This is a genomic window from Rhizobium sullae, assembly GCF_900169785.1.
GTDB classification, from domain to species: domain Bacteria; phylum Pseudomonadota; class Alphaproteobacteria; order Rhizobiales; family Rhizobiaceae; genus Rhizobium; species Rhizobium sullae.
The window spans coordinates 23,462-47,797 of record NZ_FWER01000010.1 but is presented as its reverse complement, the minus strand read 5'-3'; the positions used below and the strand labels follow the sequence as shown (position 1 = coordinate 47,797).

General features: G+C 62.1%; 22 protein-coding genes and 1 pseudogene. 5 read left to right on the top strand and 18 right to left on the bottom strand.

The features are described from left to right. Nucleotides 1-148 precede the first annotated feature (148 nt). Together pdxY and BN1800_RS11055 are read left to right on the top strand one after the other, a co-directional pair. Nucleotides 149-1,027 carry a pyridoxal kinase PdxY gene (gene pdxY / locus BN1800_RS11060; RefSeq protein ID WP_086997363.1) on the top strand — a complete coding sequence of 293 codons (879 nt, stop codon included), beginning with the start codon at nt 149-151 and terminating at the stop codon, nt 1,025-1,027. Nucleotides 1,028-1,100: 73 nt separating this feature from the next. Then, nucleotides 1,101-1,742: a carbonic anhydrase gene (locus BN1800_RS11055; RefSeq protein ID WP_027512240.1), complete on the top strand. Its 642-nt coding sequence runs from the start codon at nt 1,101-1,103 to the stop codon at nt 1,740-1,742. A gap of 18 nt (nt 1,743-1,760) precedes the next feature. On the opposite strand, the gene BN1800_RS11050 is transcribed toward BN1800_RS11055, so the two are convergent. From BN1800_RS11050 to BN1800_RS41360, 3 genes and pseudogenes are all read right to left on the bottom strand, one after another. Continuing rightward, the gene (locus BN1800_RS11050) at nt 1,761-2,582 is read right to left on the bottom strand and encodes a lytic murein transglycosylase (RefSeq protein WP_086997360.1); all 822 of its coding nucleotides are present in this window, start codon (nt 2,580-2,582) and stop codon (nt 1,761-1,763) included. Between the two features lie 186 nt (nt 2,583-2,768). Continuing rightward, nucleotides 2,769-3,803, bottom strand: coding sequence for an aspartate-semialdehyde dehydrogenase (locus BN1800_RS11045; RefSeq protein ID WP_027512238.1), 1,035 nt, complete (start codon nt 3,801-3,803; stop codon nt 2,769-2,771). Nucleotides 3,804-3,914: 111 nt separating this feature from the next. After that, nucleotides 3,915-4,094 (bottom strand): annotated as a pseudogene (locus BN1800_RS41360) (hypothetical protein); the annotation flags it as partial. Between the two features lie 236 nt (nt 4,095-4,330). Between BN1800_RS41360 and BN1800_RS11040 the strand changes: the two are divergent. After that, nucleotides 4,331-6,217: an MFS transporter gene (locus BN1800_RS11040; RefSeq protein ID WP_027512237.1), complete on the top strand. Its 1,887-nt coding sequence runs from the start codon at nt 4,331-4,333 to the stop codon at nt 6,215-6,217. Nucleotides 6,218-6,431: 214 nt separating this feature from the next. On the opposite strand, the gene BN1800_RS11035 is transcribed toward BN1800_RS11040, so the two are convergent. The 10 genes from BN1800_RS11035 to BN1800_RS10990 form a co-directional block, all read right to left on the bottom strand. Next, complete coding sequence (locus BN1800_RS11035) at nt 6,432-7,460, bottom strand: 2-dehydropantoate 2-reductase N-terminal domain-containing protein (protein WP_086997357.1); 1,029 nt, start codon at nt 7,458-7,460, stop codon at nt 6,432-6,434. Between the two features lie 111 nt (nt 7,461-7,571). Continuing rightward, nucleotides 7,572-9,620: a bifunctional aldolase/short-chain dehydrogenase gene (locus BN1800_RS11030; protein ID WP_086997354.1), complete on the bottom strand. Its 2,049-nt coding sequence runs from the start codon at nt 9,618-9,620 to the stop codon at nt 7,572-7,574. Between the two features lie 78 nt (nt 9,621-9,698). Next, entirely contained in the window at nt 9,699-10,763 is a 1,065-nt protein-coding gene (locus BN1800_RS11025) for an ABC transporter ATP-binding protein (protein WP_027512234.1), read from the bottom strand. Between the two features lie 62 nt (nt 10,764-10,825). Further along, on the bottom strand, nt 10,826-11,494 hold the full coding sequence (locus tag BN1800_RS11020) for an SDR family oxidoreductase (RefSeq protein WP_086997351.1): 669 nt from the start codon (nt 11,492-11,494) through the stop codon (nt 10,826-10,828). An 81-nt stretch (nt 11,495-11,575) separates the two neighbouring features. Then, nucleotides 11,576-13,072: an ABC transporter substrate-binding protein gene (locus BN1800_RS11015; RefSeq protein WP_086997348.1), complete on the bottom strand. Its 1,497-nt coding sequence runs from the start codon at nt 13,070-13,072 to the stop codon at nt 11,576-11,578. Nucleotides 13,073-13,155: 83 nt separating this feature from the next. Further along, nucleotides 13,156-14,037, bottom strand: coding sequence for a carbohydrate ABC transporter permease (locus BN1800_RS11010; RefSeq protein ID WP_027512231.1), 882 nt, complete (start codon nt 14,035-14,037; stop codon nt 13,156-13,158). A gap of 1 nt (nt 14,038) precedes the next feature. After that, complete coding sequence (locus BN1800_RS11005; protein WP_027512230.1) at nt 14,039-14,926, bottom strand: carbohydrate ABC transporter permease; 888 nt, start codon at nt 14,924-14,926, stop codon at nt 14,039-14,041. A gap of 138 nt (nt 14,927-15,064) precedes the next feature. Beyond that, entirely contained in the window at nt 15,065-15,493 is a 429-nt protein-coding gene (locus BN1800_RS11000; protein ID WP_143533945.1) for an FAD-dependent oxidoreductase, read from the bottom strand. Next, nucleotides 15,490-16,296 carry an HAD-IIB family hydrolase gene (locus BN1800_RS10995; protein WP_086997345.1) on the bottom strand — a complete coding sequence of 269 codons (807 nt, stop codon included), beginning with the start codon at nt 16,294-16,296 and terminating at the stop codon, nt 15,490-15,492. The genes BN1800_RS11000 and BN1800_RS10995 overlap by 4 nt, the downstream gene beginning before the upstream one ends. Nucleotides 16,297-16,300: 4 nt before the next feature. Then, the gene (locus tag BN1800_RS10990; RefSeq protein WP_244564479.1) at nt 16,301-17,632 is read right to left on the bottom strand and encodes a sn-glycerol-1-phosphate dehydrogenase; all 1,332 of its coding nucleotides are present in this window, start codon (nt 17,630-17,632) and stop codon (nt 16,301-16,303) included. 211 nt (nt 17,633-17,843) lie between these two features. Between BN1800_RS10990 and BN1800_RS10985 the strand changes: the two genes are divergently transcribed. Then, on the top strand, nt 17,844-18,818 hold the full coding sequence (locus tag BN1800_RS10985; protein ID WP_244564481.1) for a sugar-binding transcriptional regulator: 975 nt from the start codon (nt 17,844-17,846) through the stop codon (nt 18,816-18,818). A 100-nt stretch (nt 18,819-18,918) separates the two neighbouring features. Then, the gene (locus tag BN1800_RS10980) at nt 18,919-20,424 is read left to right on the top strand and encodes a xylulokinase (RefSeq protein ID WP_086997336.1); all 1,506 of its coding nucleotides are present in this window, start codon (nt 18,919-18,921) and stop codon (nt 20,422-20,424) included. A 140-nt stretch (nt 20,425-20,564) separates the two neighbouring features. Here BN1800_RS10980 and BN1800_RS10975 read toward each other — a convergent pair whose 3' ends face one another. The 5 genes from BN1800_RS10975 to BN1800_RS10955 all read right to left on the bottom strand — a co-directional run bounded on the left by BN1800_RS10975 (nt 20,565) and on the right by BN1800_RS10955 (nt 24,256). After that, nucleotides 20,565-21,323 carry a phosphatase PAP2 family protein gene (locus tag BN1800_RS10975; RefSeq protein ID WP_086997333.1) on the bottom strand — a complete coding sequence of 253 codons (759 nt, stop codon included), beginning with the start codon at nt 21,321-21,323 and terminating at the stop codon, nt 20,565-20,567. A gap of 111 nt (nt 21,324-21,434) precedes the next feature. Next, entirely contained in the window at nt 21,435-22,547 is a 1,113-nt protein-coding gene (gene leuB, locus BN1800_RS10970) for a 3-isopropylmalate dehydrogenase (protein WP_086997329.1), read from the bottom strand. A 186-nt stretch (nt 22,548-22,733) separates the two neighbouring features. Then, entirely contained in the window at nt 22,734-23,342 is a 609-nt protein-coding gene (gene leuD / locus BN1800_RS10965; protein ID WP_086997326.1) for a 3-isopropylmalate dehydratase small subunit, read from the bottom strand. Nucleotides 23,343-23,478: 136 nt separating this feature from the next. After that, complete coding sequence (locus BN1800_RS10960; protein ID WP_086997324.1) at nt 23,479-23,898, bottom strand: VOC family protein; 420 nt, start codon at nt 23,896-23,898, stop codon at nt 23,479-23,481. 127 nt (nt 23,899-24,025) lie between these two features. Further along, the gene (locus tag BN1800_RS10955; RefSeq protein ID WP_027512220.1) at nt 24,026-24,256 is read right to left on the bottom strand and encodes a hypothetical protein; all 231 of its coding nucleotides are present in this window, start codon (nt 24,254-24,256) and stop codon (nt 24,026-24,028) included. Between the last annotated feature and the right edge of the window lie 80 nt (nt 24,257-24,336).

Genomic DNA, 24,336 nt, shown 5'->3' with positions numbered 1-24,336 from the left:
AAGATTCTCGATTAAAGGATGGGTCTTACCCACAGGCTGCCTACGCTTTACTGGCTCGTCGAGATTTCCACGCATCGATGAAGAATGGTTGACAGCTGCGCGGCAAAAAGACGATCAACAGCGCATCGAATTCGGGGTTTAAATCGTCATGCCGGATAATGGTGCTGCAGGAACGGTGATCGTCATCTCCAGCCATGTCATTCGCGGTTCGGTCGGCAATCGCGCCGCCGTCTTCGCGCTTGAGACGCTCGGCCATCAGGTCTGGGCACTGCCGACGATCGTTCTGCCCTGGCATCCCGGCCATGGCCGTTCGACCCGGCTCACTTTTGCGGAAGCCGATTTTGATGCTGCCATCGACGATCTCATCCGTGCACCGTGGGTTGGAGAAGTGAAGGCGGTTTTGTCTGGCTATTTCGGAAACGCTGCTCAGGCTCGTTCCGTTGCCCGCCTGGTCAGCGCATTGCGTGAAAAAAGTCCGGAGCTGCTTTATGTCTGCGATCCGGTGATGGGGGATCTGGGCGGCCTCTATGTGCCCGAAGCGACGGCGAAGGCGATCCGCGACCACCTGATTCCGCTTGCTTCTCTGGCAACGCCCAACCGCTATGAGTTGGCCTGGATGGTTGGCGCAGCGTTGGAGGACAATACAGCCGTCATGGAAGCTGCTTTGTCACTCGGCCCCTCACGCATGCTTGTCACTTCCGCTGTTGCGATGATGGCCGGCGGCACCGGAAATCTCTATCTCTCCGGCCGCCATGCCCTGCTTGCCGAGCATCGCGTTATCGACAATGCGCCGAATGGACTGGGCGACCTGCTGGCGGCTGTCTTCCTCTCACGGCTTCTTTCCGGGATGGACGACGAAAAAGCGTTGCAGCTTGCAACAGCCAGCGTCTATGAAGCGCTGGTGCGCGCGGTCAAGCGCGGCAGCGACGAGCTTACGCTCGCAAGCGACGCATCAAGCCTCTCGACGCCGATGGCCATGGTGCAGATGCGCCGCCTCGTACACCCCGCCCAGAGGCGGAAAAGTTAGCCGCGGACGCCAGTTTGCGCATTTCGCATGTGCAGCTGTTGATCTTGCTGCGTCCGCGCGCTAATCGACAGTCATGCAGCGTTTTCCAAGTTCCCTTCTGGACGGCTACCGCAACTTCATGAACGGGCGTTACGCTGACGCCCGCGACCGCTATAAGATGCTGGCTGAAAACGGTCAGAACCCGAATACGCTGGTTATTGCCTGTTCGGACTCGCGCGCCGCACCCGAACTTATCTTCGACGCCGGCCCCGGTGAGCTTTTCGTCATCCGCAACGTTGCCAACATGGTGCCGCCTTACGAGCCGGACGGGCATTTCCACGCGACGTCTGCCGCCTTGGAATTCGCCGTGCAGGTCTTGAAGGTTTCCGACATCGTCGTGATGGGTCACGGCCGCTGCGGCGGTATTCGCGCAGCACTTGATCCCAATGCCGAGCCGCTGTCATCCGGCGACTTCATCGGCCGCTGGATGTCGCTCGTCCGGCCTGCCGCCGAACAGATTCAGAGCAATGACGTAATGACCGCCGCTGAGCGTCAGACGGCGCTCGAGCGCGTCTCGATCCGCAACTCAATCAACAACCTGAGAAGTTTTCCGGATATCAAGGCGCTGGAAGAGGCAGGAGAGATTGCCCTGCATGGAGCCTGGTTCGATATTTCGACCGGCGAATTATGGGTGATGGACGCGGAAACGCGCGATTTTATCCGCCCGGAAGTATAAATCTTCGCGGGCGGAAGCTCACTGGCCGTCGATCTGCTGGCCGATATAAGCGATTGCCTGTTGATAGACCGTGGCGGCATTCCAGCCTGCGATTGCCAAAAAGTTCGCTTCGCCTGGCTGATAACCGGCGCCCATCTGCCAACCGTGCCCTCTGAGGAAGTTTGCTGTCGAAGCCAGGGCATCAGCACGCGATCCGACCATGTCGATGCGACCGTCGCCGTCACCATCGGCGCCGAAACGGACAACACTGCGCGGCAGGAACTGCGTCTGGCCGATTTCGCCGTGCGCTGCGCCGCGGGCTTGCGGGTTCAGATAGCCTTCAGACACGAGCTGCAAAGCGGCATAAAGCTGGTCGGTGAAATAATCCGAGCGGCGGCAGTCGTAAGCGAGCGTCGAAACGGCAGACAGCGTGTGCTGATTGCCCATATAGCTGCCGAAGCCGGTCTCCATACCCCAAATCGCGATCAGCGGGCCTGCTGGAACGCCGTAGCGGCGCTCGATCGAGGCAAACAGCGCCTGATTGGAGCGCTTCATGCTTCTGCCGCGGGAGATGATCGTTGCACCGCCCCGCTTCTTCATGAAGGCGTCGAAGGACAGCTTAAAGCTCTTTTGACCGCGGTCGGCTGCGATTGTCGATTTATTATAGCTTACATTGGCAAAGGCTCGGTTCAGGACCGATGGGTTGATGCCACTGGCGGCCGCTTCCTGCTTGAAGTCGGTAACCCAGGCTTGGAAGCCCGCGCTGTTGTTGCCGCATTGGGCAGCCTTTGCCGCTGCCGGAACAGCGTGGAGTGCGCTCGCCACTGCGACGACCGCCACAAAGAATTTAGTCATGCTCATGAGAAACCCCGATCTCGATCTGCATAAGCTTGGCGCCGCGCAAGAATGCCAGCAGCAGATAATTTTGTCACGATCACCTTTTCGGCGGGTCTTGCAACCCTGATTGCCGTCTGCCGGTTTTCACAGGAAGCCCCGCATATCCAGCGATATGCGGGGCTGATAGCAAATTATGGTTAATTTTTGGTATCAGGCGGCCTTCTTGCGTGGCTTGATGAGGCCGCGGTTGATGAGGAGCTCAGCAATCTGGATTGCGTTCAAAGCGGCGCCCTTACGCAGGTTATCTGACACCACCCATATGTTGAGGCCGTTCTCGACGGTCGCGTCTTCGCGGATACGCGAAATATAGGTCGCGTCTTCGCCGGCAGATTCGTAAGGCGTGATGTAGCCGCCGTTTTCATGCTTGTCGATAACGAGGCAGCCCGGAGCGTCACGCAGGATATCGCGCGCCTGATCTGCAGTGATCTCGTTCTCGAACTCGATATTGACCGATTCCGAATGGCCGATGAAGACCGGAACACGAACTGCCGTGCAGGTGACCTTGATCTTCGGGTCGAGCATCTTCTTGGTCTCGGCCAGAACCTTCCACTCTTCCTTTGTGTAGCCATCTTCCATGAAGACGTCGATGTGGGGAATAACGTTGAAGGCGATGCGCTTCGTGAACATCTTGTTCTCGATCGGATCAGCGACGAAGACGGCGCGCGTCTGGTTGAAGAGCTCGTCCATGCCGTCCTTGCCTGCGCCGGAAACAGACTGGTAGGTCGAGACGACGACGCGCTTGATCTTGGCGAAATCATGCAGCGGCTTCAAAGCCACGACGAGTTGTGCGGTCGAGCAATTCGGGTTGGCGATGATGTTGCGCTTGGTGAACTGCGTCACAGCATCGGGGTTCACTTCTGGAACGATCAACGGCACGTCGGCGTCGTAGCGCCAGGCCGAGGAGTTGTCGATCACGACGCATCCCTGCTGGCCGATCTTCGGCGAGAACTTCTTGGACACCTCGCCACCCGCAGACATGAGGCAGATGTCGGTGTCGGAGAAATCGTAATTCTCGAGATTGGAAACCTTCAGCGTCCGGTCGCCGTAGGAGACTTCCGTTCCTTGCGAACGCGCGGAGGCGAGCGCCACGACTTCATCGGCGGGAAAGCCGCGCTCGGAAAGTATGTTGAGCATCTCCCGGCCCACATTTCCGGTCGCTCCCGCAACTGCAACTTTGAAACCCATTTTCAAGCTCTCTTTCTCTTCTCTCCTCTTGTCTGGTGAGGGGGAAGGCGCGAAATGATCGCGGCTTCCTGTCCCCAGCCGGGCCGGGGAGAGAGCGGCAGGCCAGAGACGTCAGACGGTTTTCGTCGTCGTTTTGGCCCTGGTTTTGGAAGAAACCGGAACGGCAATATCCATCCCGGCACTTGGTGCCTGGTCACTGCATGCAGCAATGGCGTGTTCGTCGCGAACCATGGATATTCCTTTTCCGCCGTTGCTCATAAAAGGTTTTCCACAGGAGTCAAGGTTTTTGCGGCGTTGTCAGCCATGCAGCCGTGAGCCGGGCGAGATTTGCTATCCAGCGACGCGCACGCTCAGATGCCTGCGACAATCTGCGCACGCGCGTTAGACTAAAGTCATAATCCCAAAGCCTCTCTCTTTCTCCGAATTCTTTTCTGTCACACTCCAGTCAGGCGAGTCGCGTCCAGGGGATACTTCGAGGAGAATTTGGGACGCGCCTCGTTTGCTCATCACTCTGTGGAGGACAGACCATGGCAAATGTCACAAGTTTCGAGGGCTCGAAAGCCGGCCCAATGACGAGCGAGGAGAAGAAGGTCATCTTCGCCTCGTCGCTCGGTACCGTTTTCGAGTGGTATGATTTCTATCTTTACGGTTCACTCGCCACCTATATCGGTGCTACCTTTTTCAGCCAGTACCCGGAAACGACACGAAACATTTTCGCCCTGCTCGCCTTTGCAGCGGGCTTCCTGGTGCGGCCCTTCGGCGCATTGGTCTTCGGCCGCCTCGGCGATCTGGTCGGCCGCAAATATACCTTCCTGATCACGATCCTGATCATGGGTCTGTCGACCTTCCTCGTCGGTATTCTTCCAGGGGCGGCATCGATCGGTATCGCGGCCCCCATCATCCTGGTCGGCCTTCGCCTGCTGCAGGGTCTGGCGCTCGGCGGTGAATATGGCGGTGCGGCGACCTATGTCGCCGAGCATGCGCCACATGGCCGGCGTGGCTATTTCACCTCGTGGATCCAGACGACGGCCACACTCGGGCTTTTCCTTTCGCTCCTGGTCATCCTGTTGGTGCAGTTCTGGCTCGGCAGCACTGCGTTTGCCGCCTGGGGCTGGCGAATTCCTTTCCTCGTCTCCGTCGTTCTCCTCGGTGTATCCGTCTGGATTCGTCTGAAGATGAACGAGTCACCAGCGTTCCAGAAGATGAAGGCCGAGGGCAAAGGTTCGAAGGCGCCGCTGACGGAAGCCTTTGGTCAATGGAAGAACGCCAAGGTCGCGTTGCTGGCGCTTCTCGGTGCCGTCATGGGCCAGGCCGTTGTCTGGTACTGCGGTCAGTTCTATGCGCTGTTCTTCCTGCAGAACATCCTGAAGGTTGACGGACAGTCGGCGAACCTGATGGTCGCCGCGTCGCTGCTGCTCGGCACCGGCTTCTTCGTCTTCTTCGGTTGGCTCTCCGACAAGATCGGCCGCAAGCCGATCATCATGGCCGGCCTTCTGCTCGCCATGGTGACCTACTTCCCGCTGTTCAAGGCCATGACCAACTTCGCCAATCCCGCACTTGCCGAGTCACAGGCAACGGTCCGGGCGACAGTCACCGCGGCACCGGGCGATTGCAAGTTCCAGTTCAATCCGACGGGAACAGCGAAGTTCACCACTTCGTGTGATATCGCCACCGCGTTCCTGACAAAGAATTCGGTGCCTTATGATGTCGTCGCAGGTCCTGCTGGTTCGGCGGCCACGGTGAAGATCGCCAACGAGACGATCACCGGTTATGACGCGGCTGCCGCCGGCGATAAGGCAAAATCGCTCAATGCTGCCTTTGAAAAGGGCGTCAATATTGGTCTTCAGAATGCAGGCTATCCGCTGGTTCGGGCGGCCGCCAAGGTGCCGGACTCCAAGCTCGACGCCTTTATCGCTTCCAATCCGGAACTCAGCCTGAATGCGGAAGCGATCCGTGCCGGCGAAAAAGCCACCATGCCGGCCGACCAGCTCATCGCGGGCAAGCTGCTCACGGCGGACGAAGCCACCGGCGTCACCGACATGGCGGTCTATACAATCGCCAAAGGTGGAGCGTTCACGATGGTCGCCGATCCGGCAAGGGTCAATTGGGTGGGTGTCATCGCCGTGCTGACGGTCCTCGTCATCTATGTAACGATGGTCTATGGGCCGATCGCTGCCCTGCTGGTCGAGCTCTTCCCGACCCGTATCCGCTATACCGGCATGTCGTTGCCCTATCACATCGGTAACGGCTGGTTCGGTGGCCTGCTTCCGGCAACCGCCTTCGCGATGAGCGCCTTCGCAGGCGACATCTATTACGGCCTCTGGTACCCGATCGTCTTTGCGGGCATCACCTTAGTCATCGGTATGCTCTTCCTACCGGAAACCAAGGACCGCGATATCCACGCGATGGATTGAGATAGATCGTCAAGCAGGAAAAACGAAACCCCGGCGCCTCAACAGCGCCGGGTTTTTTTATGCCTGGAGAAGCCGCTTCGGCACCCGCCACCCGTCCAGATCCGTCTTGAAGAGCAGTCCGAAGTGCGAACGCGGCCACGGCCGGCCAGGCGCGCGAGCCGTCTCGCGCGGGGAGGAAGGACGTTTCGAGAGAGCCTGGCGGGAGGAGAGGCGCCTACCAGCCGAACAGGCGGTCGAAGTCGAAATCGAGCGTCCCGTTGCCCGTCACCGCGCGGGTGATAGCCGTCGCCAGCGGAAACCGCGTCGCCGCGTCGTCGACCTGCTGGAGCAGGGCGTCCACGATCCTCGCCGTATCGATACCTTCGACGGTTTCGCCCGCCAGCTCGCCGCTCATCACATCCGGGACCGTACGGTTCCCGCCGAGCCCGTGGCCCAGCCGGCTGTTGCGGCCGCCACCGACGGTCACATGGAGATCGCCGAGCCCGGCGAGGTCGAAGGCGGTGGCGCGTGCGCCGCCGATATATTCGCAGAGCGCGGCCATCTCCTGTGCAGCTTGGTTGAAGGCACCCGCCGTCGGGTTCTTTGACTGTCCGTCGGCTCGCGTCCGGTCGGGGTAACGCGTCTGCATTGCGCTGACCCCGATGGCAAAGAAGTTCTTGAGCGCCGCGCAGGCCTCGACGCCGGTTGCGTCCTCGGCAATGGCAAGCCTGTAATAGGGTGTTCGCATCAGCCCGGCGGCAGTCTCCGCCGCCACGCGGTCGCGGCTGGCATAGATGCTCAGCGTCGGGAAGCGGTTTGACAGTTCCTTGGCGATGCAGGGCCCGCCGATGCCGATGAAGGAGGCGATATTCGGCACCAGGCCCGGCAGGGTTTCGGCATAGGTCACAATGCGGTCGCCCTGACGGTCGAGCCCCTTGGTGACGAAGGCGACCGGTTTCCTCATTCGCAGCAGATCATTGAGCCGCCGGACCGCCCATGCGATACCGGGGCTCGAGACGCCGATGATGACGAAATCGGCGGCGGCGGCATGCTCGGGTGTCACCTCCCGGTCATCGAGGATCGTCACCGTGTCGGCAAGCGGTTTGTCGAGGTTGGGATGCACGCCGCCCTTCTCCTTGAGACGGGCGATCACCTGCGTGTCGAGCGGGGTGCCGGCAAGCGTCACCGTATGGCCGTTGTCGCTTGCCGGGACGGCCAGTGCCGATCCCATGACACCCGCGCCGAGGATGAGGATAGTAGCCATGCTGTGTTCCTTTCGGTGTCTTCCACTTGCCCTGCGCCTATGCACCACGCAGGCCCGGCCTGCGCGAACCTTCCCCCCTCCAACAAAGAGGAGGTCCGCCTACGATCTTTCCTAACGCATCATCGCCGCGACATTGCCGCCATCGACGGTGATGACCGCGCCGGTCGATGTGCGGGCCTTGGCGAGATGCACGAAGGCTGCGGCGACATCCGCGCCGGTCACCTCGCGGCCGAGCATGTTGCCCCGCATATAGGCCTCGGGCGTCAGGCCGCGTGCCCTGGAGCGATCCTCGACCATCTTGTCGGTCATCAGGCCGGTGCGGATGCGGTCGGCGTTAACGGCATTCGAGGTGATGCCCGAGGCACCATGCTCCACCGCATATTGTCGCATCAGCGCCATCAGCGCCGCCTTCGACGTGCCGTAGGGGCCGAAATCCGCGCCCGGATTCACCGCCTGCTTCGAGACGTTGAAGACGAGAGCGCCGCCGGTCTTCTGCTGTTCCATCACCCGCACGACCGCGCGGGCGATATAATGATGGCTCCAGAAATTCAGGTCGAACGCCTTGCGGAACGTCGCCTCGTCCACCGTCAGCAGGCTGCCCTGGAAGGCGGCGCCGGCATTCGAGATCAGGATGTCGACCCCGCCGAAATGCGCGGCGACCTTTGCCACTGCCGCATCGACCGCCGCGGGATCCGTGATGTCGCAGACGACGGGAAGCGCGCCGAGCGTCTTCGCGGTGGTGGTCAGCGCCTCTTCGGCTATGTCGAAGAGGGCCAGTTCCGCACCCTCTGCCTTCAGGGCTTCCGCCACGGCAAGGCCGAGGCCGCTGGCCGCACCGGTGACGATCGCCACCTGTCGCGTCATCGGCTTCTCCTGCATCTTGGTCAGCTTCACCTGCTCCAGCGACCAGTATTCGATGTCGAAGAGATCCGCCTCCGACAGCGCCTCGAAGGCTTCAATTCCCTCGGCATTGGTGATGACATTGATGGTGGCCTCCGCGACGTCGGCGGCTACGATGGCGTTCTTGCGGGCCGCACCCGCGGCAAACAGGCCGACACCGGCGACATAGAAGACCCGTGGCTTGGGGTCGAGCATCCGCTTGTGGCCGCCAACGCGGGCATTGTTGCGCTCGAAATACTCCTCGTAGTTGGCCTCGTAGGCGGCAACCGCCTGCCGGACTTTGACGGCCCAGTCGTCCAGCTTGGCGGCTTCGGGCGCCGGCAGGGCCACGCCGAAGCGCTTGATGTGGATGACATGTTCAGGCGTCGCATTGCCGCGGCGCACCAGGCTTTCGACCGTCTCCGCATTGCAGAAATCGAGGACCTTGTCTGTGGCGCGATGTTCGAGGACGAAGCGCCGGGGGGCGCCCTCGACGCCGGTATCGATGGCGAGCGCGCCGCGCAGGATCGGCGTGATCTCGGCTGCCGGGGCGAGCCTGGCCGGAACGGCGATGCTGCGGAACGGCTTCGACCGGCCCTTGGCGATCCGCTGTTCGGCCTGGTCGATCTTGGCGATCATGTCCTCATAGGCGACGCGCGGGTCATCCGACCAAGTGAAGATGCCATGCTTCAACAGGATCATCCCGTCGCCCTCCGGATTGGCGCGGAAGGCCGCATCGCAGGCCTTGGCCAGATCGAAGCCGGGCATGACATAGGGAACGATGATCGATTTGGGGAAGAGTTCGCGGACAATCTCCTCGCCATGCGGCTGGTTGGTCAGCGAGACGATCGCATTGGCGTGAGTGTGATCGATATGCTTGAACGGCAGCAGCGCATGCAGGATCGCCTCGACCGAGGGGTTGGGGGCGGTCGGATCGAGGAGAAGCCGGCGCTGCAGCATGACCATGTCGTCGTCCGACAGGATCTCGAAGGCCACCATCGCCTTCAGCGGTTCGAGCCGGACGGCGGGCAGGCCCTGCGGCTCGATCGTGCCCATGTCCCAGCCGCTGCCCTTCACGCACAGCACATCGACCGTCGATCCGTCCATCTCAGCAAAGACGGTCTTCACCGATGTGTTGCCGCCGCCATGCAGCACTAGTTCGGGGTCCGAGCCGAGAAGCCGGGTCGTATAGGTGCGGATGGCGAGGTCGCGGTTGATGCCCCTAGCGACATAGGCGTCGACCACGGCGTGGAACTCGGTGTCTGACCAGCGCGATTTCATGGATATTCCTTTCCCTGGCCGCCGGGCAGCGCCGGTCCGGCTCAGCGTATCGTCAAGAGGGAGAGCAAAGCCGCAGCGTCAGATGCGGACTTCGGTCCCGGCGTCGAAAACATGGACCTTGGAGGTCGGAACCGCGAAGCGGACGTCCGAGCCCTCGGCGAAGCGGGCAGCCTTGTCGACCACCGCGATGAAACGGCCGTCGGGGCCATCGCAGAACAGCTGAGCGTCGTGGCCGAGCCGCTCCAGCAACACCGACTTCGCCGCAAGCGGGCCGGCGCTGTCGACCAGGATATCCGTCGGCCGCAGGCCGATGATGACCTTCTGGCCGGGCTTTGCGGTGGTCGCGGGGTCGATCGGCACCCGTCCGGTCGCCGTGTCGACGGCGGGTACGCCATCTGCCACGACGACCGTTCCGGGGAGGAAATTGATCGCCGACGATCCGATGAAATCGGCAACATATTTGCTGGCCGGCCGGTCGTAGACGTCGTCCGGCGAGCCGATCTGCTCGATCTTGCCGGCGCGCATGACGACGATCTTGTCGGCCATGGTCATCGCCTCGATCTGGTCGTGCGTGACATAGATGGTCGTCGTCTTCAGCCGGTTGTGAAGCTGGCGGATCTCGGTGCGCATATGGGCGCGCAGTTTGGCGTCGAGGTTCGACAAGGGTTCGTCGAAGAGAAACACGTGCGCCTCGCGAACCATGGCACGGCCCATGGCGACGCGCTGGCGCTGGCCGCCCGAAAGCTCCTTCGGGTAGCGGCCGAGATAGTCGGTGAGGTTCAGCGTCGCGGCGGCCCACTCCACCTTCTTCCGGATCTCGGCCGGCGGCACCTTGGCCACTTCCAGGCTGAAGGCGATGTTGTCGTAGACCTTCATCGTAGGGTAGAGCGCGTAGTTCTGAAACACCATCGCGATCGAGCGGTCGCGCGGATGGACGTCGTTGACCCGTTTCTCGCCGATCTTCAGGTCGCCCTCGCTGATACCCTCGAGCCCGGCCGTCATGCGCAGAAGGGTCGTCTTGCCACAGCCGGATGGCCCGAGCAGGACCACGAATTCATGGTCCTCGATCTTGAACGAGATGTCGCGCATGATCCTCACGGCACCGAAGGACTTTCCGATGCGCTGGTATTCCACGGTCGCCATAGGGCTCCACTCCATGTGTCGGGCGCCATGCTCCGCCGCTCGCGGCAGAGGCGGCCGATGTTTCAATAGGTCTGCCTTGTCGGCGTGATGACGATTTCCTGGACGATGGCACGCTGCGGCAGCTGGTAGGCATTAAGGATCAGGTCCGCGACGACGCCCGCCGAAATACCGCCGCCGATCGCCGCCTTGTTCGCCTTGTAGTTGGCAAGTGTCGTCTCGTCGCGCACGCCGTCGAGCACTTCAGTATCGATGATGCCCGGCGAGATGACGATGACGCGCACGTCATGCGGCGCCATATAGCCGCGCAGGCTTTCCGAGACGGCATGGACGAAGAATTTCGTGCCGCAATAGACGGTGTGATCCGGATAGACCTGCCGGCCGGCAATCGAGCTCATCATCATCAGCGTGCCGTGCTTGCGGGCGATCATCTCGTCCCAGTCTTCCGGTGGCTGCGTGGCGATGTCGCCCAGCCGCGCGACGCCAGCATTGGCAAACATCATGTCGACGGGGCCGTATTGCGCTTCCGCCTCCCGCACCGCCTCGACCAGCGCAGCGCGGTCGCGCACGTCGGCCTTTTTCAGCACCGCGTTCGGCAGCCCCAGCCCTTCCAGCCGAACGAGCCTGCGGGCGATTAGCAGCAGCGGATGGCCGGCCTTCGAAAAGGCCCGCGCGACCGCCTCGCCGATGCCCGAGCTCGCGCCTGTGATTGCGATCAACGGTTTGTCTGCCATGGTCTCCTCCGTTTCGGTCGTCTGGGAAAGATGTCGGATGGAGGGGGCGCCGCCTGGCAGCGCCCCCTCCTGTCTGACCCATCAGCCCTGCACGATCGTTTCGATCTGGGCGCCGATGTCGTCCATGGCTTCCTTCGACGAGCCGTAATTGCCGGCGAAGTACTTGCCGAGGCCGACCGGGATGGTGTCGGAGGAGATCTGCGCCCACTGCGGCAGATCCGGCTCGGACCCCATGTACTTGGCGATTGTCTCGCGCACGACCGGCAGGTGGCGCGTCGTGCCGGCGCCGACGCGGGCGTTGGCGACGACGCGCGGATCGTCATAGACGGAGGCGCGGGTCGGGCCCGTGCCGCCGCCGAGCGTGGTGATCAGCGCCTGGGTGTCGGCGCAGGTCGCCCACTGCATGAAGATCCAGGCGGCATGGGGGCTCTTCGAATAGCGCGACACGGCGAGCGAGGAACCGCCCTGGTGGCCGACGCCGGGGATTTCGCCGTAACCGCATTCCGAAGGCTTGCGCAGCGCGATCGGCTGCGGCGGGATGACGGCTTCGCAGAGGCCGGAGACCTTGGTCTGGCTGGCATCGTCGAAATAGGGGAAGAACTCGCCCCAGGAGAGCATGGATGCCGCAACGCCCTGCGCCACCGCCTGGCCCTGGCCGTCCCAGGTCCAGCCGTCGACGCCCGGAGGCATGGTGGCCTTCAGCTTGGTGTAGTAGTCGAGAGCGGCAATGCCGCGTTCGTCATTGCCGACGAACTTCTTGTCGGCGCTGAAGATCGAGCCGCCATTGCCCCAGAGCATCGAGGTCCACTCGCATTCCAGCGCATAGTGGCCGGACTTCATCTGGCCGGCATAACCGAAGGTCGTCGGGCCCATTTCCTTGGTGATCGTCGCCGAGTTGTTCAGCAGTTCCTCGAAGGTGGTCGGAGCCTTGAGGCCGAGCTTCTCGTAGATATCCTTGCGGTAGATCATGATGAAGATAGGGATGTCGTAGGGGACGCCGACCCAGCGATCCTCGTACTTGGAGATACCGTCGACGAGCGCCGGAAGGAAATCGTCGATATTGTAGTTCGGCATGGCGAGTTCGGCATTCGCCTCTATCTGCTCGCGCGGGTCGAAAACGTCCTTGCTGAACGAGGCCGACCAGCTCTGGTCGATATAGTAGAGGTCGTAGGTGCCGAGCGAGGAGGCGACGTCGAGCGTCAGCTTCTGCAGAACCTGCTCAAGCGGCAGGACTTCGATCTCGACCTTGATGCCGGTCGCTTCCTCGAAATACTGCTTTAGCTGAGAGTTGATCGCATTCGACGGCGGGGTCGATTCCGTCGCAAGCTTCAGCGTCGTGCCGGCGAAGGGTTTACCAACATCCTTGAGCCAGGCCATGACATCGGCCGACGGCTTCAGCTGTTCCTGGGCGACGGCCTTGTTCAGCATGAACGGGCGGTTGCCGAAGCCCATGCCGAGAGCCGTGGCGCCGAGGCCGAGCTTGCCGGCGACGCGCAGGAATTCGCGGCGGTCCATACCGCCCCGGACGAAGCGGTCGGTGACCGCCGCTAGGTATGATTTTCTATCACGTTCGTTCATAGGTATTCCTCCTCCATATCCAACGCCGGAATTGGCACCGGGTATCTCTTCACACGACAGGCCAGCCCCTTCGGCCTGCCGGATTATTGCTTCAGCGAGCCCATCGTCAGGCCGCGCACGAGATGACGCTGAACCAGCAGAATGACGATGAAGGCCGGCACGATCGCGGCGGCGCCGAGCGCGGCCATGTTTCCCCAGGCGGTGCCGATTGATGTGACGAAGGTCGAGGACACGACGGGTACCGTCTTCAGGCCCGTCTGCGTCAGCGTCAGGACGAACAGGAACTCGGTCCACGAGAAGATGAAGCAGAGTACCGCGCTGGCGGCGATGCCGCCCTTGGCCATCGGCAGCACGATGCGGCGGAAGATCATCCAGCGCGAGGCGCCGTCGAGAAGCGCGCTCTCGTCGATCTCGGCGGGAATATCGTCGAAGAAGCTCTTCAGCAGCAGCACCGCGAGCGGCAGGTTCATCAGCCCGTGGATCAGGATGACGCCGATATAGGTATCGAGCAGGCTGAACTGCTTGAAGATGAAGAACATTGGGATGGCGACGGCGACAGGCGGCATCATGCGCGTCGAGAGCACCCAGTTGACGAATTCGTGCCTGCCGCGGAAATGCATGCGGGACAGCGAATAGGCCGCAAGCGTCGCGACGGTGATGGCGAGGACCGTCGACATCGAGGCGACGACGATCGAGTCCCACAGCCGCGGCGCCATGTAGAAATTGCCGCCGCCGGGCGTCACCGCGGCCTGCTGGCCGAAGGAGAAGCCGAGCGAGATGCCGAAGACCTGCTCGAAATTCTTCACGGTTGGCACGAAATCGACGATGATCGGCGGCCAGTTGAAGATGTCCTTGGCGTCGCGGAAGGCGACCGAGGTCCAGAAGTAGATCGGGAAGAAGAAGATCCCGACGACGACCCAGCCGGCAAGGGTGCGCAGCGCGCGGGCGGATTTGCTCTGTTGCATGTTACCACCTGACCTTTGCGATGCGGATGAAGAGGTTGGCCATCACCATGACGATGATGAGGCTGGTGAGGCTCAGCGTCGCGCCATAGCCCCATTTCAGAAAGGAGAAGGTCTGCTGCCAGGCATAGAGGCTGACCGTATAGGTCGCCGTACCGGGTCCTCCCGAAGTCATGACGAAGACGTAGTCGAAGACGCGGAACAGATCGATGCCGCGCAACAGCACCGCGACCGCGATGACCTTCGACATCATCGGAAGGGTCAGCCGGCGGAACATCTGGAAGGACGAGGCGCCGTCGATGCTCGCCGCTTCGTAGGGCTCCACGGGAAGGGCACGAAGGCCGGCCATGAAGATCAGAACCATGAAGGGCGTCCACTGCCAGATCTCGGCAATGAGAACCCCGGCCAGTGCCAGCGACGAGGTGGCGAGGATCGGCGTCGACTTGTCGAGCAGGCCGAACTGGCCAAGCAGATAGGGCAGCACGCCGAATTGCGGGTCTTCCATCAGAAGGAACATCATGCCGGCAATCGCCGGCGGGATCACCAGCGTCATCGACAGGACGGCCCGCAGCACGCCGAAGCCCGGCAGCTCCGCATCGAGCAGCAGGGCGATCGCCATGCCGAGGATGATCTCGAGGGTGAGCGCCACGGCGAAATAGACGAAGGTGACGCCGAGCGCGCTCCAGAAGCGCGTGTCGTTCCAGAGCTGCACCCAGTTGGCGAAGCCGACGAATTTCAGCCCTCGGGTGGCTGGGGCGAATTCATGGAAGCTCAGCCAGATATTGTAGATCAGCGGATAGATGGTGAAGACCACCAGCAGCGCGATGAGCGGCAAGAGCCATGGCCATGGCGAATCCGAGATCGCGATGCGTTTGACCTGCACGATGGGCATTGCCTTCTTCCTCCCGGGTACAGCGGCGCATCCGCAGTCCAGCCGCGGGCGTCCCGTCCTCCTCGTCTTTCCTGAAGCGCCATCGGCGCTTCCTGTCTCTCCGCCACCCGCCCCGAAGGGACAGGTGGAGGAGCCTTGTTATTCCGGGGCTCGCCACTCCGCCGATGCGGAGGCGATCTCCCGTCGCTCTCGCATGTAGAGGTCGAGTGCCTCGATCTCATCCCGGCTCATCCGCAGGCCCGATTTCGTCCGTCGCCGGATGATGTCGGCCGCCGTCCGGGTGTATTCCTGCGTCATCGAAGCCGACTTCCGCCGCCGTGATGGAGCCGCCGAAATCGCGGCCAAGCTCCGGACGGCTCTTCGCCGTGCCGAGGATCGCGCGCGCCTCGAGCCCGTAATGCCGGACCAGACGGCGTGCCTCGCGTTCGAAGCGCAGCGGCCAGATGAGCCGAGATCGGCCTGTTCGACGAGCAGCACCTTCAGCCCGCGCCCGGCCGCGTCGCCGCCGATGCCCGCGCCGTTGATGCCGCCGCCGATGATGGCGATGTCGTAGACCACGCCGCTCATGCCACTTCCCTTCGTGCCGCGAGGATATGGTTCGCCACCTCGACGAAGCCGTACCCGCCGCGCGCCGTCGTCACATAGGCGGGCTCCGCATCCATGCGGTTCCGGAGAGCCAGCACATTGGCGACACCGCAGGCATTCGGAAAGAAGCCGAACATCGGCGCGTCGTTCGGACTGTCGCCGACGAAAACGATCCGCGACTTGTCAGCCTCCAGATCGACGCCGAGAATGTCGGCGGCAAAGCGGCGGCTCATCGTCAGCTTGTCATAGGCTCCGTACCAACCGTTCACATGGATGGACGACACCTTGGCCACAGCACCCTCCTGCTCGAAGATGCGCTTGATCCGGTCCACCTCGCCATCGGCAAGCGGCGGCACATCCTCGCAGAAGTCGATGGCAAGATCGGCTTCACGGTAGAGCTGGTCGGCCGAGATCGCCGCACCCGGAACCTCGGCGAGGATGCGGGTACGGACAGCTTCAAGCCTTTCGCGGTCCGCCGCCCGCTGGGCATCGTCGATGGCAAAGTTGCGGCGCATACGGCGGGTCTGCTGGTCATAGGAGAAATAGAAGGCGCCGTTCTCGCCGACGACGCCGGCCACCGGCCACATGCGGGCAATCATGTCGCACCAGCCGGCCGGGCGGCCGGTGATCGGCGCAACCGCAATGCCGGCCGCACTCAGGCGCTCCAGCGCGCCATAGGCAACGGCGGGCAGCCGGCCCTCATTCGTCAGCGTATCGTCGATATCGGCGAAGAGCACTTTGATCCGGGCTGCAACATCAAGCGGCATGGTGGCAATCGGGCGCATCCGCTCACGCCTCCCCGCCGGCGAAATCCTCGAGCATCCCGGTGTCCGCCGCGATATCGAGGAAGGAATAGCGGTTGCGCATCTCGCGGCTGTAGATCAGCGCCTCGCGATAGATCTCGACCGGCAGGCCGAGATCGGCGGCCGTCATCGGACCGCCGGCATCACGGAGCAACTGCTCCATCTCCGCAACCGGCAGGGCGAAGGCATTGAGCTCGGCGCGCAGCACCGGCCACAGCGTGGCCAGTTTCTCGTTGATCTCCGCCGCGCCGCGCGCGTCGAAGATCTTCGGCTGGATTTCCTGGTAGCACTGGGCGGCAACCTCCGCGCCCATGCGACGCGCCATCGCCTGCGGAACGATCCGGCTCGGGCGGATCTGCGGCGGCGTCTCGCTGTCCAGGAAGATGCGCTGGAGGCGCGCCATGGAGAGCGTCGCGACGCCGACCTGCTGGCCGTGCAGCGTTCCGGGATGCTTGTCCCTGGCAAAGCAGTCGATGTAGTGCGACACCTGGTGCTCGCCCATCGAACCGTGGTTCGACATGCCGGTAAAGGAGATGCCGAGGCCGCAGAGCGCCAGCACACGGTGGAGATAGCCGTTGGCGGCGATATCCCCCGTGGCGATGCCGGCGGCGCGCCGGTTCAGTTCGCGCTCGTCATCCTCCTGGATGATGTAGGGAACAGTCGAATAGAGCGTGCCGAGCAGGCGGTGTGACATCCACCAGTCGACCTGCGCGACGGAGCGGACGAGGCAATCGGCAAAGCCGGCGGCCGAAAGATAGGCAGGCGCTGCCGCCGTCACCCCGAGATCGATGAAGAAGCCCGACGGCGCGTGCGAGGGCAGCGACACTTTCAGACCGTTTTCGAGCGTGATCGAGGCGGTGGTCGAGGTGTAGCCGTTCATCGATGCGGCCGTGCCGAAGACGGCATAGCGGCGGTTGGTACGGCCGGTGACGAATTTGCAGAGATCGTTGATCGTGCCGGAACCGACCGCAATGACAGCCTCGGACCGGGCGAGCTTTTCCGTCAGGTCATGGACCGCGGCCATGTCGGCGTGCGGATGATCGAGGATCACGGTGTCGACGGGCCCGAGGCTTTTCAGCGCCTTTTCCACCCGCGCGCCCATGGCGTCGAACGTCTGCGCGTCGGCAACGATCGTATAGCGCTCGCCAAGCTCCAGGCCGGCGACCAGATCGGCCTCGCGGCCCTGCAGGCTCTCGCCAATGACGATGGACTCATAGGGAACCGTGGCGCGCTCGCCGGTCTCCGGATTCGTCCATTTGCCGGCGACGATGTCGTCGATGAGCGTAGTCCAGCCACCCACAGGCGCGTTGCCGGGCATCTTCATCCTCCCTTGAACCGCTTCCTCGACGGCTCTAATCACGTGCTCAAGCGGCAACGAGGTCGCCTCCACATGCTGTCGGTAGCAAATGACAACACTCTCTGTCATTTGTCAATACATATGACAGACACGATTGACAAATGACACTGCACGCTGTCTGATACGAGCGAGGGAAGAGGACGGGATGGGACGGGAGAAGACCACACGCGAAATGAAGTCGGCGCGCAGCGTCGCCGAGGCGGGGTCATCCTTGCCCACGGAGTTCGACGACGCGGTGATGTGGGCCGCCTGGCTCTACTACGCAGACCAGATGACGCAGAGCGAGATCGCCAAGCGCCTCGGCGTATCGCGCGCGACGATCGTCAACCATCTGCAGGAAGCCCGCGAGCGCGGCATCGTCTCGGTCAACATCAACCCGCAGGCGGGCGGGCGCACCAGCGTCGCTCGGGCGCTGATGCAGCGCTTCGGCCTGTCCGGCGTTTTCGTCATTCCGAACGGCGAGGAGGAGAGCGTCTCGCAGCGGCTGGGCGATGCCGGCGCGCGCGTTCTCGCCGACCAGATCGAGGATGGTGACATCATCGGCGTCGCCTGGGGCCGCACGGTGCTGGCGGCCGCCGACCAGATCTCGCTGACGCGGCCACTGTCCAATCTCACCGTGGTGCAGGTTTCGGGCAGTTCCACCGGCGAGCCGGATTTCTCGCCGGAACTCTGCACGTCGCTGCTGTCGAACCGCATTCACGCGCGCTGCGTCAACCTGCTCGCACCCGCCGTTCTGTCGACCCGCGAGCTCAAGGCGGCGCTGCTGGCAGAACCCGTGCTGAAGAAGCAGATGGATCTGGTCCATTCGACCCACCGTATCCTTTTCGGCGTCGGCGATCTCGGTCCGCGCAGCACGGTGCGCGCCTCCGGCATCGCCAGCCGGGAGGAAGTGGACGATTACATCGCCCGCGGCGCCGTCGCCGTCATCATCGGCCGCTTCATCGATGCGCATGGTGCGGCGGTGGGCGGGGACCACGACGAACGAATGGTGGGCATCACGCTCGACGAGCTTAAACAGGTGCCGAGCCGCATCTGCCTCGCCGGCGGGCGGGCCAAGGTCCCGGCGATCATCGCGACGCTGGGGGCCGGCTACGCCACCCATTTCGTCACCGACATTGCCACGGGCGAGGCCCTGCTGGCGGTCTAGCCTCCGTCAGGGAGAAGAGACTGTCGCACCGGCCGGGAGGACGCGCCGGGCGACAGGGAAAAGAACGGCGCGGCTCCTTCGCGCCGCGGAGGAGATCAGGATGCAACCGGACGAACGCTATGTCATTGGCATGGATTCATCGACACAATCGGTCAAGGCGATCGCCTGGACGGCCGATGGCACGCCGCGCGCCGAGGGCCGCGCCGCCCATGTGATTTCGACGCCCCATCCGCTGCATGCGGAGCAGGACGCCGAGGACTGGTGGACGGCCGCGGCGGCCGCGCTGTCGTCGCTCATGCAGAAGATCGATCCCGCCCGTGTCGACGGTATTGCGATTTCCAACCAGCGCGAGACGATGGTGCTGCTCGACGAGAACCGCAAGCCGCTGGCGCCGGCGACACTCTGGCTCGACCGGCGGGCGCAGGACGTCGTGCCGGTTCTGGCGCAGGAGCTCGGCGCCGAGCGGCTTCATGCGATTTCCGGCAAGCCGATTGACGTCATCCCCTGCGTCAACCGCCTGCGCTATTATCGCGAACACCAGCCGGAGCTCCTCGACCAGGCCGCCCAGATCCTCAGCGTGCATGATTTCCTGACGATGAAACTGACGGGAACGGCACAGGCGAGCTGGACCAGCGGCGACCCGTTCGGCATTCTCGACATCGAGAACAAGGTCTGGTCGCGCGAGATCCTCGACCATCTCGCCATTGCGCCGGAAAAGCTCCCCGCGCTCCACCGTCCCGGTACGAAGATCGGTCGCATCACGCCAGCGGCGGCGGCGGCAACGGGTCTCCTTCCCGGCACCCCGGTCTATGCCGGTGGCGGCGACGGCAATTGCGCCGGACTCGGCGTCAATGCGATCAGCCCCGGCGTCGTCTATCTCAATCTCGGCACGGCGGTGGTCGGCGGGTGCTGGTCGGCAACGCCGGCACTCAGCCGCTTCTGGCGCACACTCGTCTCGCCGGACGGGGACGGCTATCTCCTCGAAAGCTGCCAGCGCGGAGGCGCCTATTTCGTCAACTGGCTGATCGATACCTTCGCCGGCGGGCGCACCAATCCGGCGATTTTCGAGTCGCTGGAAGCGGAGGCGAGCGGCCTCGGCGTCGGCTCGGGCGGCGTGACCGCACTCTCTTATCTCATGGGCTGCATGGACCCGCACTGGGACAAGAATGCCCGCGCCGGCTTCGTCGGGCTCGGGCCGGAAACCGGCATGGCTCACCTCTACCGCGCCGGCATGGAAGCCATCACGCTCGAATTCAACCGTTCGCTTGCTGAGATGCGCCGGACAGGCGTGATCGCGACGCGGATCTTCGTGATCGGCGGCGGCGCCGGCAGCCGGCTCTGGCGCCAGATGGTCGCCGATGCCAGCGGCCTGCCGGTCATCCGCAGCCTCTCGAACGAGGCCTCCGCGCTTGGCTCCGGCATGTCTGCAGCAGTCGGTGCGGGCTGGTATCCAGACTTCCACGCCGCCGCCAATGCGATGTCGCGCCTCGCCGAAGAGGTCGAACCCGACCCGACTGCCGCCGACGCCTGGGCGAGACTCTCGCATCGGCAGGCAAACCTCTATTATGCCGTGCGGGATCTGGATCTCGATCGGCAGCGGATGTGAGAAGGCTCAGCCGTGGTTTCGTTTTGTCCTGACTATCATCACAGCGGTCGCGCAACAGGAGTCCAGTATGTCACGCCCTGTCGCATCCAGGCCGATGTTTAGCTAGCAGAAGGCAGTGACAGTTTTTTACGAGCAGATCCTCAGATAAGCTTGCTGAGCCGCGGCACAGGCCGGCCTTCGAGGTCGATGGCAAAGACCAGACCGAAGCGGGCAAAAAGGATTGAGAGAGCAAATGCGAGCCAGGCACCGAGTGCCAGGCCTGCTACGACATCGCTCGGATAGTGGACGCCGATGATGATGCGGGTTGCACCGAGCCAGAGCCCGATACCGATGAAAATGAGCCTGACGTGCGGAAAAAGGAGGATGAGTGCCACAAAGAGCGCGCCGATATTGGCCGCATGACCTGAGGGAAAGCTCTGATGCAGGAAATCCATGGTCAAGGGCGAGAAACTGAAAATGCCCTCCTGCTCATAGATAAGCGGCCGCGCCCGTCCGATCAGGAATTTCAAAGTGTTCGCGCAGATGCTGGCCAGGATCACCGACAGACCGACATAGGCTGTCATCTGGACGAAATAGACCATGCGGAATTTGCGGCGGACTTTCCAAAGCCGCCTTCGAACAGCGTAACCGGTGGCAAGAATGGTGCAAAGGCCGGCAAGGATCCATGCAAGGCGGCCGATATCCGTTACGTTGCCTGCGATCATTACTAAGGGAGGCGAAAGGCTTTCCGCCGCCTGTCCAAGCGGTCTGTCGAAGACAAAAAAGGCAATGGCGACCACATTGATTGCGGAAAGCGTGAATGCCTTCCAGGGAACTCTGCGATGGACCGTGCGCCGGGCGTCGTAGCGTGTGCCCAGATAAGATCGCCAGCCTCGTTTGTGATCGTCGGTATTGCTCATGCCATCCCTTCGCCGTTTCCATGGGACATAGGAACCGCAGCAGATGCGTTCAATAAAAAGCCCTCCATACTGATCGGTACGGAGGGCGGAAAAGCGTTTTCACGTGAGATATCAGGCAGAAAGCATCTTGAACTCGGCAAGGATCGCCTCGCCCATCTCAACAGTTCCAACCTTCTTTGCGCCTTCGGCCATGATGTCGGCCGTGCGGACACCCTTGTTGAGAACGTTGGCGATCGCCTTCTCAAGATTGTCGGCTTCCTTCACGAGGTTGAAGGAATAACGCAGGCACATGGCGAAGGAGGCGATCATGGCGATCGGGTTGGCGATGCCCTTACCGGCGATGTCGGGAGCCGAGCCGTGGACGGGCTCGTAGAGCGCTTTTCGTTTGCCTGTCTTGCCATCCGGCGCACCGAGAGAAGCGGACGGCAGCATGCCAAGCGAACCGGTCAGCATCGCCGCGACGTCGGAAAGCATGTCACCGAAAAGGTTATCGGTGACGATGACATCGAACTGTTTCGGCTGGCGTACCAGCTGCATGCCGCCGGCATCGGCCAGCATATGCTCGAGCTGGACGTCGGAGTATTTCGCCTTGTGCGTCTCGGTAACAACCTGATTCCAGAGCACGCCCGACTTCATGACGTTGCGCTTTTCCATGGAGCAGACGCGATTCTGGCGGGTCCGCGCCATTTCGAAGGCGACGCCGGCGATGCGTTCGATTTCGTAAGTGTCGTAGACCTGCGTATCGATGCCACGCTTCTGGCCGTTGCCGAGATCGATGATCTCCTTCGGTTCGCCAAAATAGACCCCGCCCGTCAGCTCGCGGATGATGAGGATGTCGAGTCCTTCGACCAGGTCCGGCTTCAGCGAAGAGGCGGAGGCAAGCGCCGGATAGCAGATTGCCGGGCGCAGGTTTGCAAAGAGTTCCAAGTCCTTGCGCAAGCGCAGAAGGCCTGCTTCCGGGCGCACTTCATAAGGCACGCTGTCCCATTTAGGGCCGCCGACGGCCCCGAAGAGAACGGCGTCTGCTGCCAGCGCCTTTTTCATGTCGTCTTCGGAGATGGCTGCGCCATGCGCATCGTAGGCACTGCCGCCGACAAGGCCTTCATCGGTAACGAAGCCGGCATTCATCGCCTCGTTCATGTAAGCAATGATCTTGCGGACCTCGCCCATTGCCTCGGGACCGATGCCGTCGCCCGGCAGCAGGAAAAGATTGCGCGCTGTCATGAAACCCTCCGCGGAAAAACAAGCTGCGGCTTCTTAGACCCCGCCGGAAGCCATTTCAAGGAACAGAACGGCCGAATCGGTACGGTTTGTGGCTTCACGATGGTGACGTGTATCCCCGTATTTTTCCAAGCAGCAAAGAAAAAGCCGGGTGAAAGCCCGGCTTGATCGCATGCTGTGTTTGGAAGACTAAGCTGCCCAGGGACGCGCCGCAGCATTCTTCTTCTCGAAGCTGTCGATCGCTTTGCCCTTTTCCAGCGTCAAGCCGATATCATCGAGGCCGTTCAGCAGGCAATGGCGCTTGAATTCGTCGAGGTCGAACTTGATCGAACCGCCGTCCGGGCCGGTGATTTCCAGGCTTTCGAGATCGACCGTCAGGACAGCATTGGAGCCGCGCGAAGCGTCGTCCATCAGCTTGTCGAGATCTTCCTGGCTGACTTTGATCGGCAGAATGCCGTTCTTGAAACAGTTGTTGTAGAAGATGTCCGCAAAACTTGTGGAGATAACGCAACGGATGCCGAAATCGAGAAGCGCCCACGGGGCATGCTCGCGCGAGGAGCCACAACCGAAATTACCGCCGGCAACGAGGATCTTGGCGTTGCGGTATGCCGGCTTGTTCAGCACGAAATCGGCGTTTTCGGAACCATCCTCGTGGTAGCGGGCCTCGGCGAAGAGGCCCTTGCCGAGACCGGTGCGCTTGATGGTCTTCAGATAGTCCTTCGGAATGATCATGTCCGTGTCAATGTTGACGACAGGCAGGGGCGCTGCAACGCCGGTGAGCTTCACGAATTTATCCATGACCTAGGCTCCAAATTCAGCGGATGTACTTTCGTTGATCAGCATCTAGTCCAGTTTCCCGCCGAAATGAAGGAGAATCTTTCTGAATTGGCGGCCACACGGCGTTTCGCGCGGCCTGTCCATCGTCCATGTCCCGTTACTTGGACGTTTCGTTCAGCCCCCAGAGCACGCCGAATGGATCGCGAAGTTGACCGTAGCGGTCGCCCCAGAACATTCGTTCGACCGGCATGACGACCTCGGCGCCGACAGACACGGCGCGCTGCCACCAGGAGTCGATGTCATCGACGATCAGCTGTATTGCGAAGCCTTCATGGCCTTTGAAGGGATGGCCGTATTCAGGATAGGCATCCGACAGCATGAGAGAGCTGCCATTGATATAAAGATGCACATGCATCGTCCGACCCTTCTCGTCGGCTGGCACGACATAGGCTTCTTCGGCGTTAAATGCCTTCTTATAGAATTCCGCGGCCTTGAGCGCGCCGTCGACCGTCAGATAGGGCAGCAGGCAGTTTTTGACCGGGGGCATCTTGGCGGGGACGTTTTCATTGCTATCCATGTTCTTCCTCCGTCTCTTGATTTTAAAGGTCCGGCATCACGGCCGACCGCTTCAAGGACGTGGGACTAGAACGGGAACCGACAGCTCCATAAAGAATTTTTGTGAAGGGCTGAATGGCCGGTTGCGATCAAAGATCGATGATCGTGCCGCGGCCGTCGTTCCAGATGCGCATTTCACGCTTTGCCTCAGCCTTGGCGCGGACGGGCGCCGGCTTCATCTTCATCGAAAGCGCACGGCCGACCATGAGGACGGTCAGGATACCGCCGATGGCGAGCGTCACCGAAACGGTGAGAGCAGCGAGCGCCACGAATACAGTGATCCCTGACAGCATGAGGAAGATGGAACGTATATTCTGCATGAGTTTAGACCTTTCTACGAAAGGAATGTGGTCCTTGGTTTTCCTCTCTGCAAGTCAAGCATGGCTTTTTGTTGTCTTGC

Excerpts from the sequence above, each read along its gene's own strand:
- BN1800_RS10985 (WP_244564481.1), top strand. The coding sequence starts at position 17,844 with ATGAAGTCGGCGCGCAGCGTCGCCGAGGCGGGGTCATCCTTGCCCACG.
- BN1800_RS10980 (WP_086997336.1), top strand. The coding sequence starts at position 18,919 with ATGCAACCGGACGAACGCTATGTCATTGGCATGGATTCATCGACACAA.
- BN1800_RS11005 (WP_027512230.1), bottom strand. The coding sequence starts at position 14,926 with ATGCCCATCGTGCAGGTCAAACGCATCGCGATCTCGGATTCGCCATGG.
- BN1800_RS10975 (WP_086997333.1), bottom strand. The coding sequence starts at position 21,323 with ATGAGCAATACCGACGATCACAAACGAGGCTGGCGATCTTATCTGGGC.
- BN1800_RS11015 (WP_086997348.1), bottom strand. The coding sequence starts at position 13,072 with ATGAACGAACGTGATAGAAAATCATACCTAGCGGCGGTCACCGACCGC.
- BN1800_RS11020 (WP_086997351.1), bottom strand. The coding sequence starts at position 11,494 with ATGGCAGACAAACCGTTGATCGCAATCACAGGCGCGAGCTCGGGCATC.
- BN1800_RS11030 (WP_086997354.1), bottom strand. The coding sequence starts at position 9,620 with ATGAAATCGCGCTGGTCAGACACCGAGTTCCACGCCGTGGTCGACGCC.
- leuD (WP_086997326.1), bottom strand. The coding sequence starts at position 23,342 with ATGGATAAATTCGTGAAGCTCACCGGCGTTGCAGCGCCCCTGCCTGTC.
- BN1800_RS10960 (WP_086997324.1), bottom strand. The coding sequence starts at position 23,898 with ATGGATAGCAATGAAAACGTCCCCGCCAAGATGCCCCCGGTCAAAAAC.
- BN1800_RS11010 (WP_027512231.1), bottom strand. The coding sequence starts at position 14,037 with ATGCAACAGAGCAAATCCGCCCGCGCGCTGCGCACCCTTGCCGGCTGG.
- BN1800_RS10955 (WP_027512220.1), bottom strand. The coding sequence starts at position 24,256 with ATGCAGAATATACGTTCCATCTTCCTCATGCTGTCAGGGATCACTGTA.
- pdxY (WP_086997363.1), top strand. The coding sequence starts at position 149 with ATGCCGGATAATGGTGCTGCAGGAACGGTGATCGTCATCTCCAGCCAT.
- BN1800_RS10990 (WP_244564479.1), bottom strand. The coding sequence starts at position 17,632 with ATGCCCGGCAACGCGCCTGTGGGTGGCTGGACTACGCTCATCGACGAC.
- BN1800_RS11050 (WP_086997360.1), bottom strand. The coding sequence starts at position 2,582 with ATGAGCATGACTAAATTCTTTGTGGCGGTCGTCGCAGTGGCGAGCGCA.
- BN1800_RS11055 (WP_027512240.1), top strand. The coding sequence starts at position 1,101 with ATGCAGCGTTTTCCAAGTTCCCTTCTGGACGGCTACCGCAACTTCATG.
- leuB (WP_086997329.1), bottom strand. The coding sequence starts at position 22,547 with ATGACAGCGCGCAATCTTTTCCTGCTGCCGGGCGACGGCATCGGTCCC.
- BN1800_RS11045 (WP_027512238.1), bottom strand. The coding sequence starts at position 3,803 with ATGGGTTTCAAAGTTGCAGTTGCGGGAGCGACCGGAAATGTGGGCCGG.
- BN1800_RS11000 (WP_143533945.1), bottom strand. The coding sequence starts at position 15,493 with ATGAGCGGCGTGGTCTACGACATCGCCATCATCGGCGGCGGCATCAAC.
- BN1800_RS10995 (WP_086997345.1), bottom strand. The coding sequence starts at position 16,296 with ATGCGCCCGATTGCCACCATGCCGCTTGATGTTGCAGCCCGGATCAAA.
- BN1800_RS11025 (WP_027512234.1), bottom strand. The coding sequence starts at position 10,763 with ATGGCGACCGTGGAATACCAGCGCATCGGAAAGTCCTTCGGTGCCGTG.
- BN1800_RS11035 (WP_086997357.1), bottom strand. The coding sequence starts at position 7,460 with ATGGCTACTATCCTCATCCTCGGCGCGGGTGTCATGGGATCGGCACTG.
- BN1800_RS11040 (WP_027512237.1), top strand. The coding sequence starts at position 4,331 with ATGGCAAATGTCACAAGTTTCGAGGGCTCGAAAGCCGGCCCAATGACG.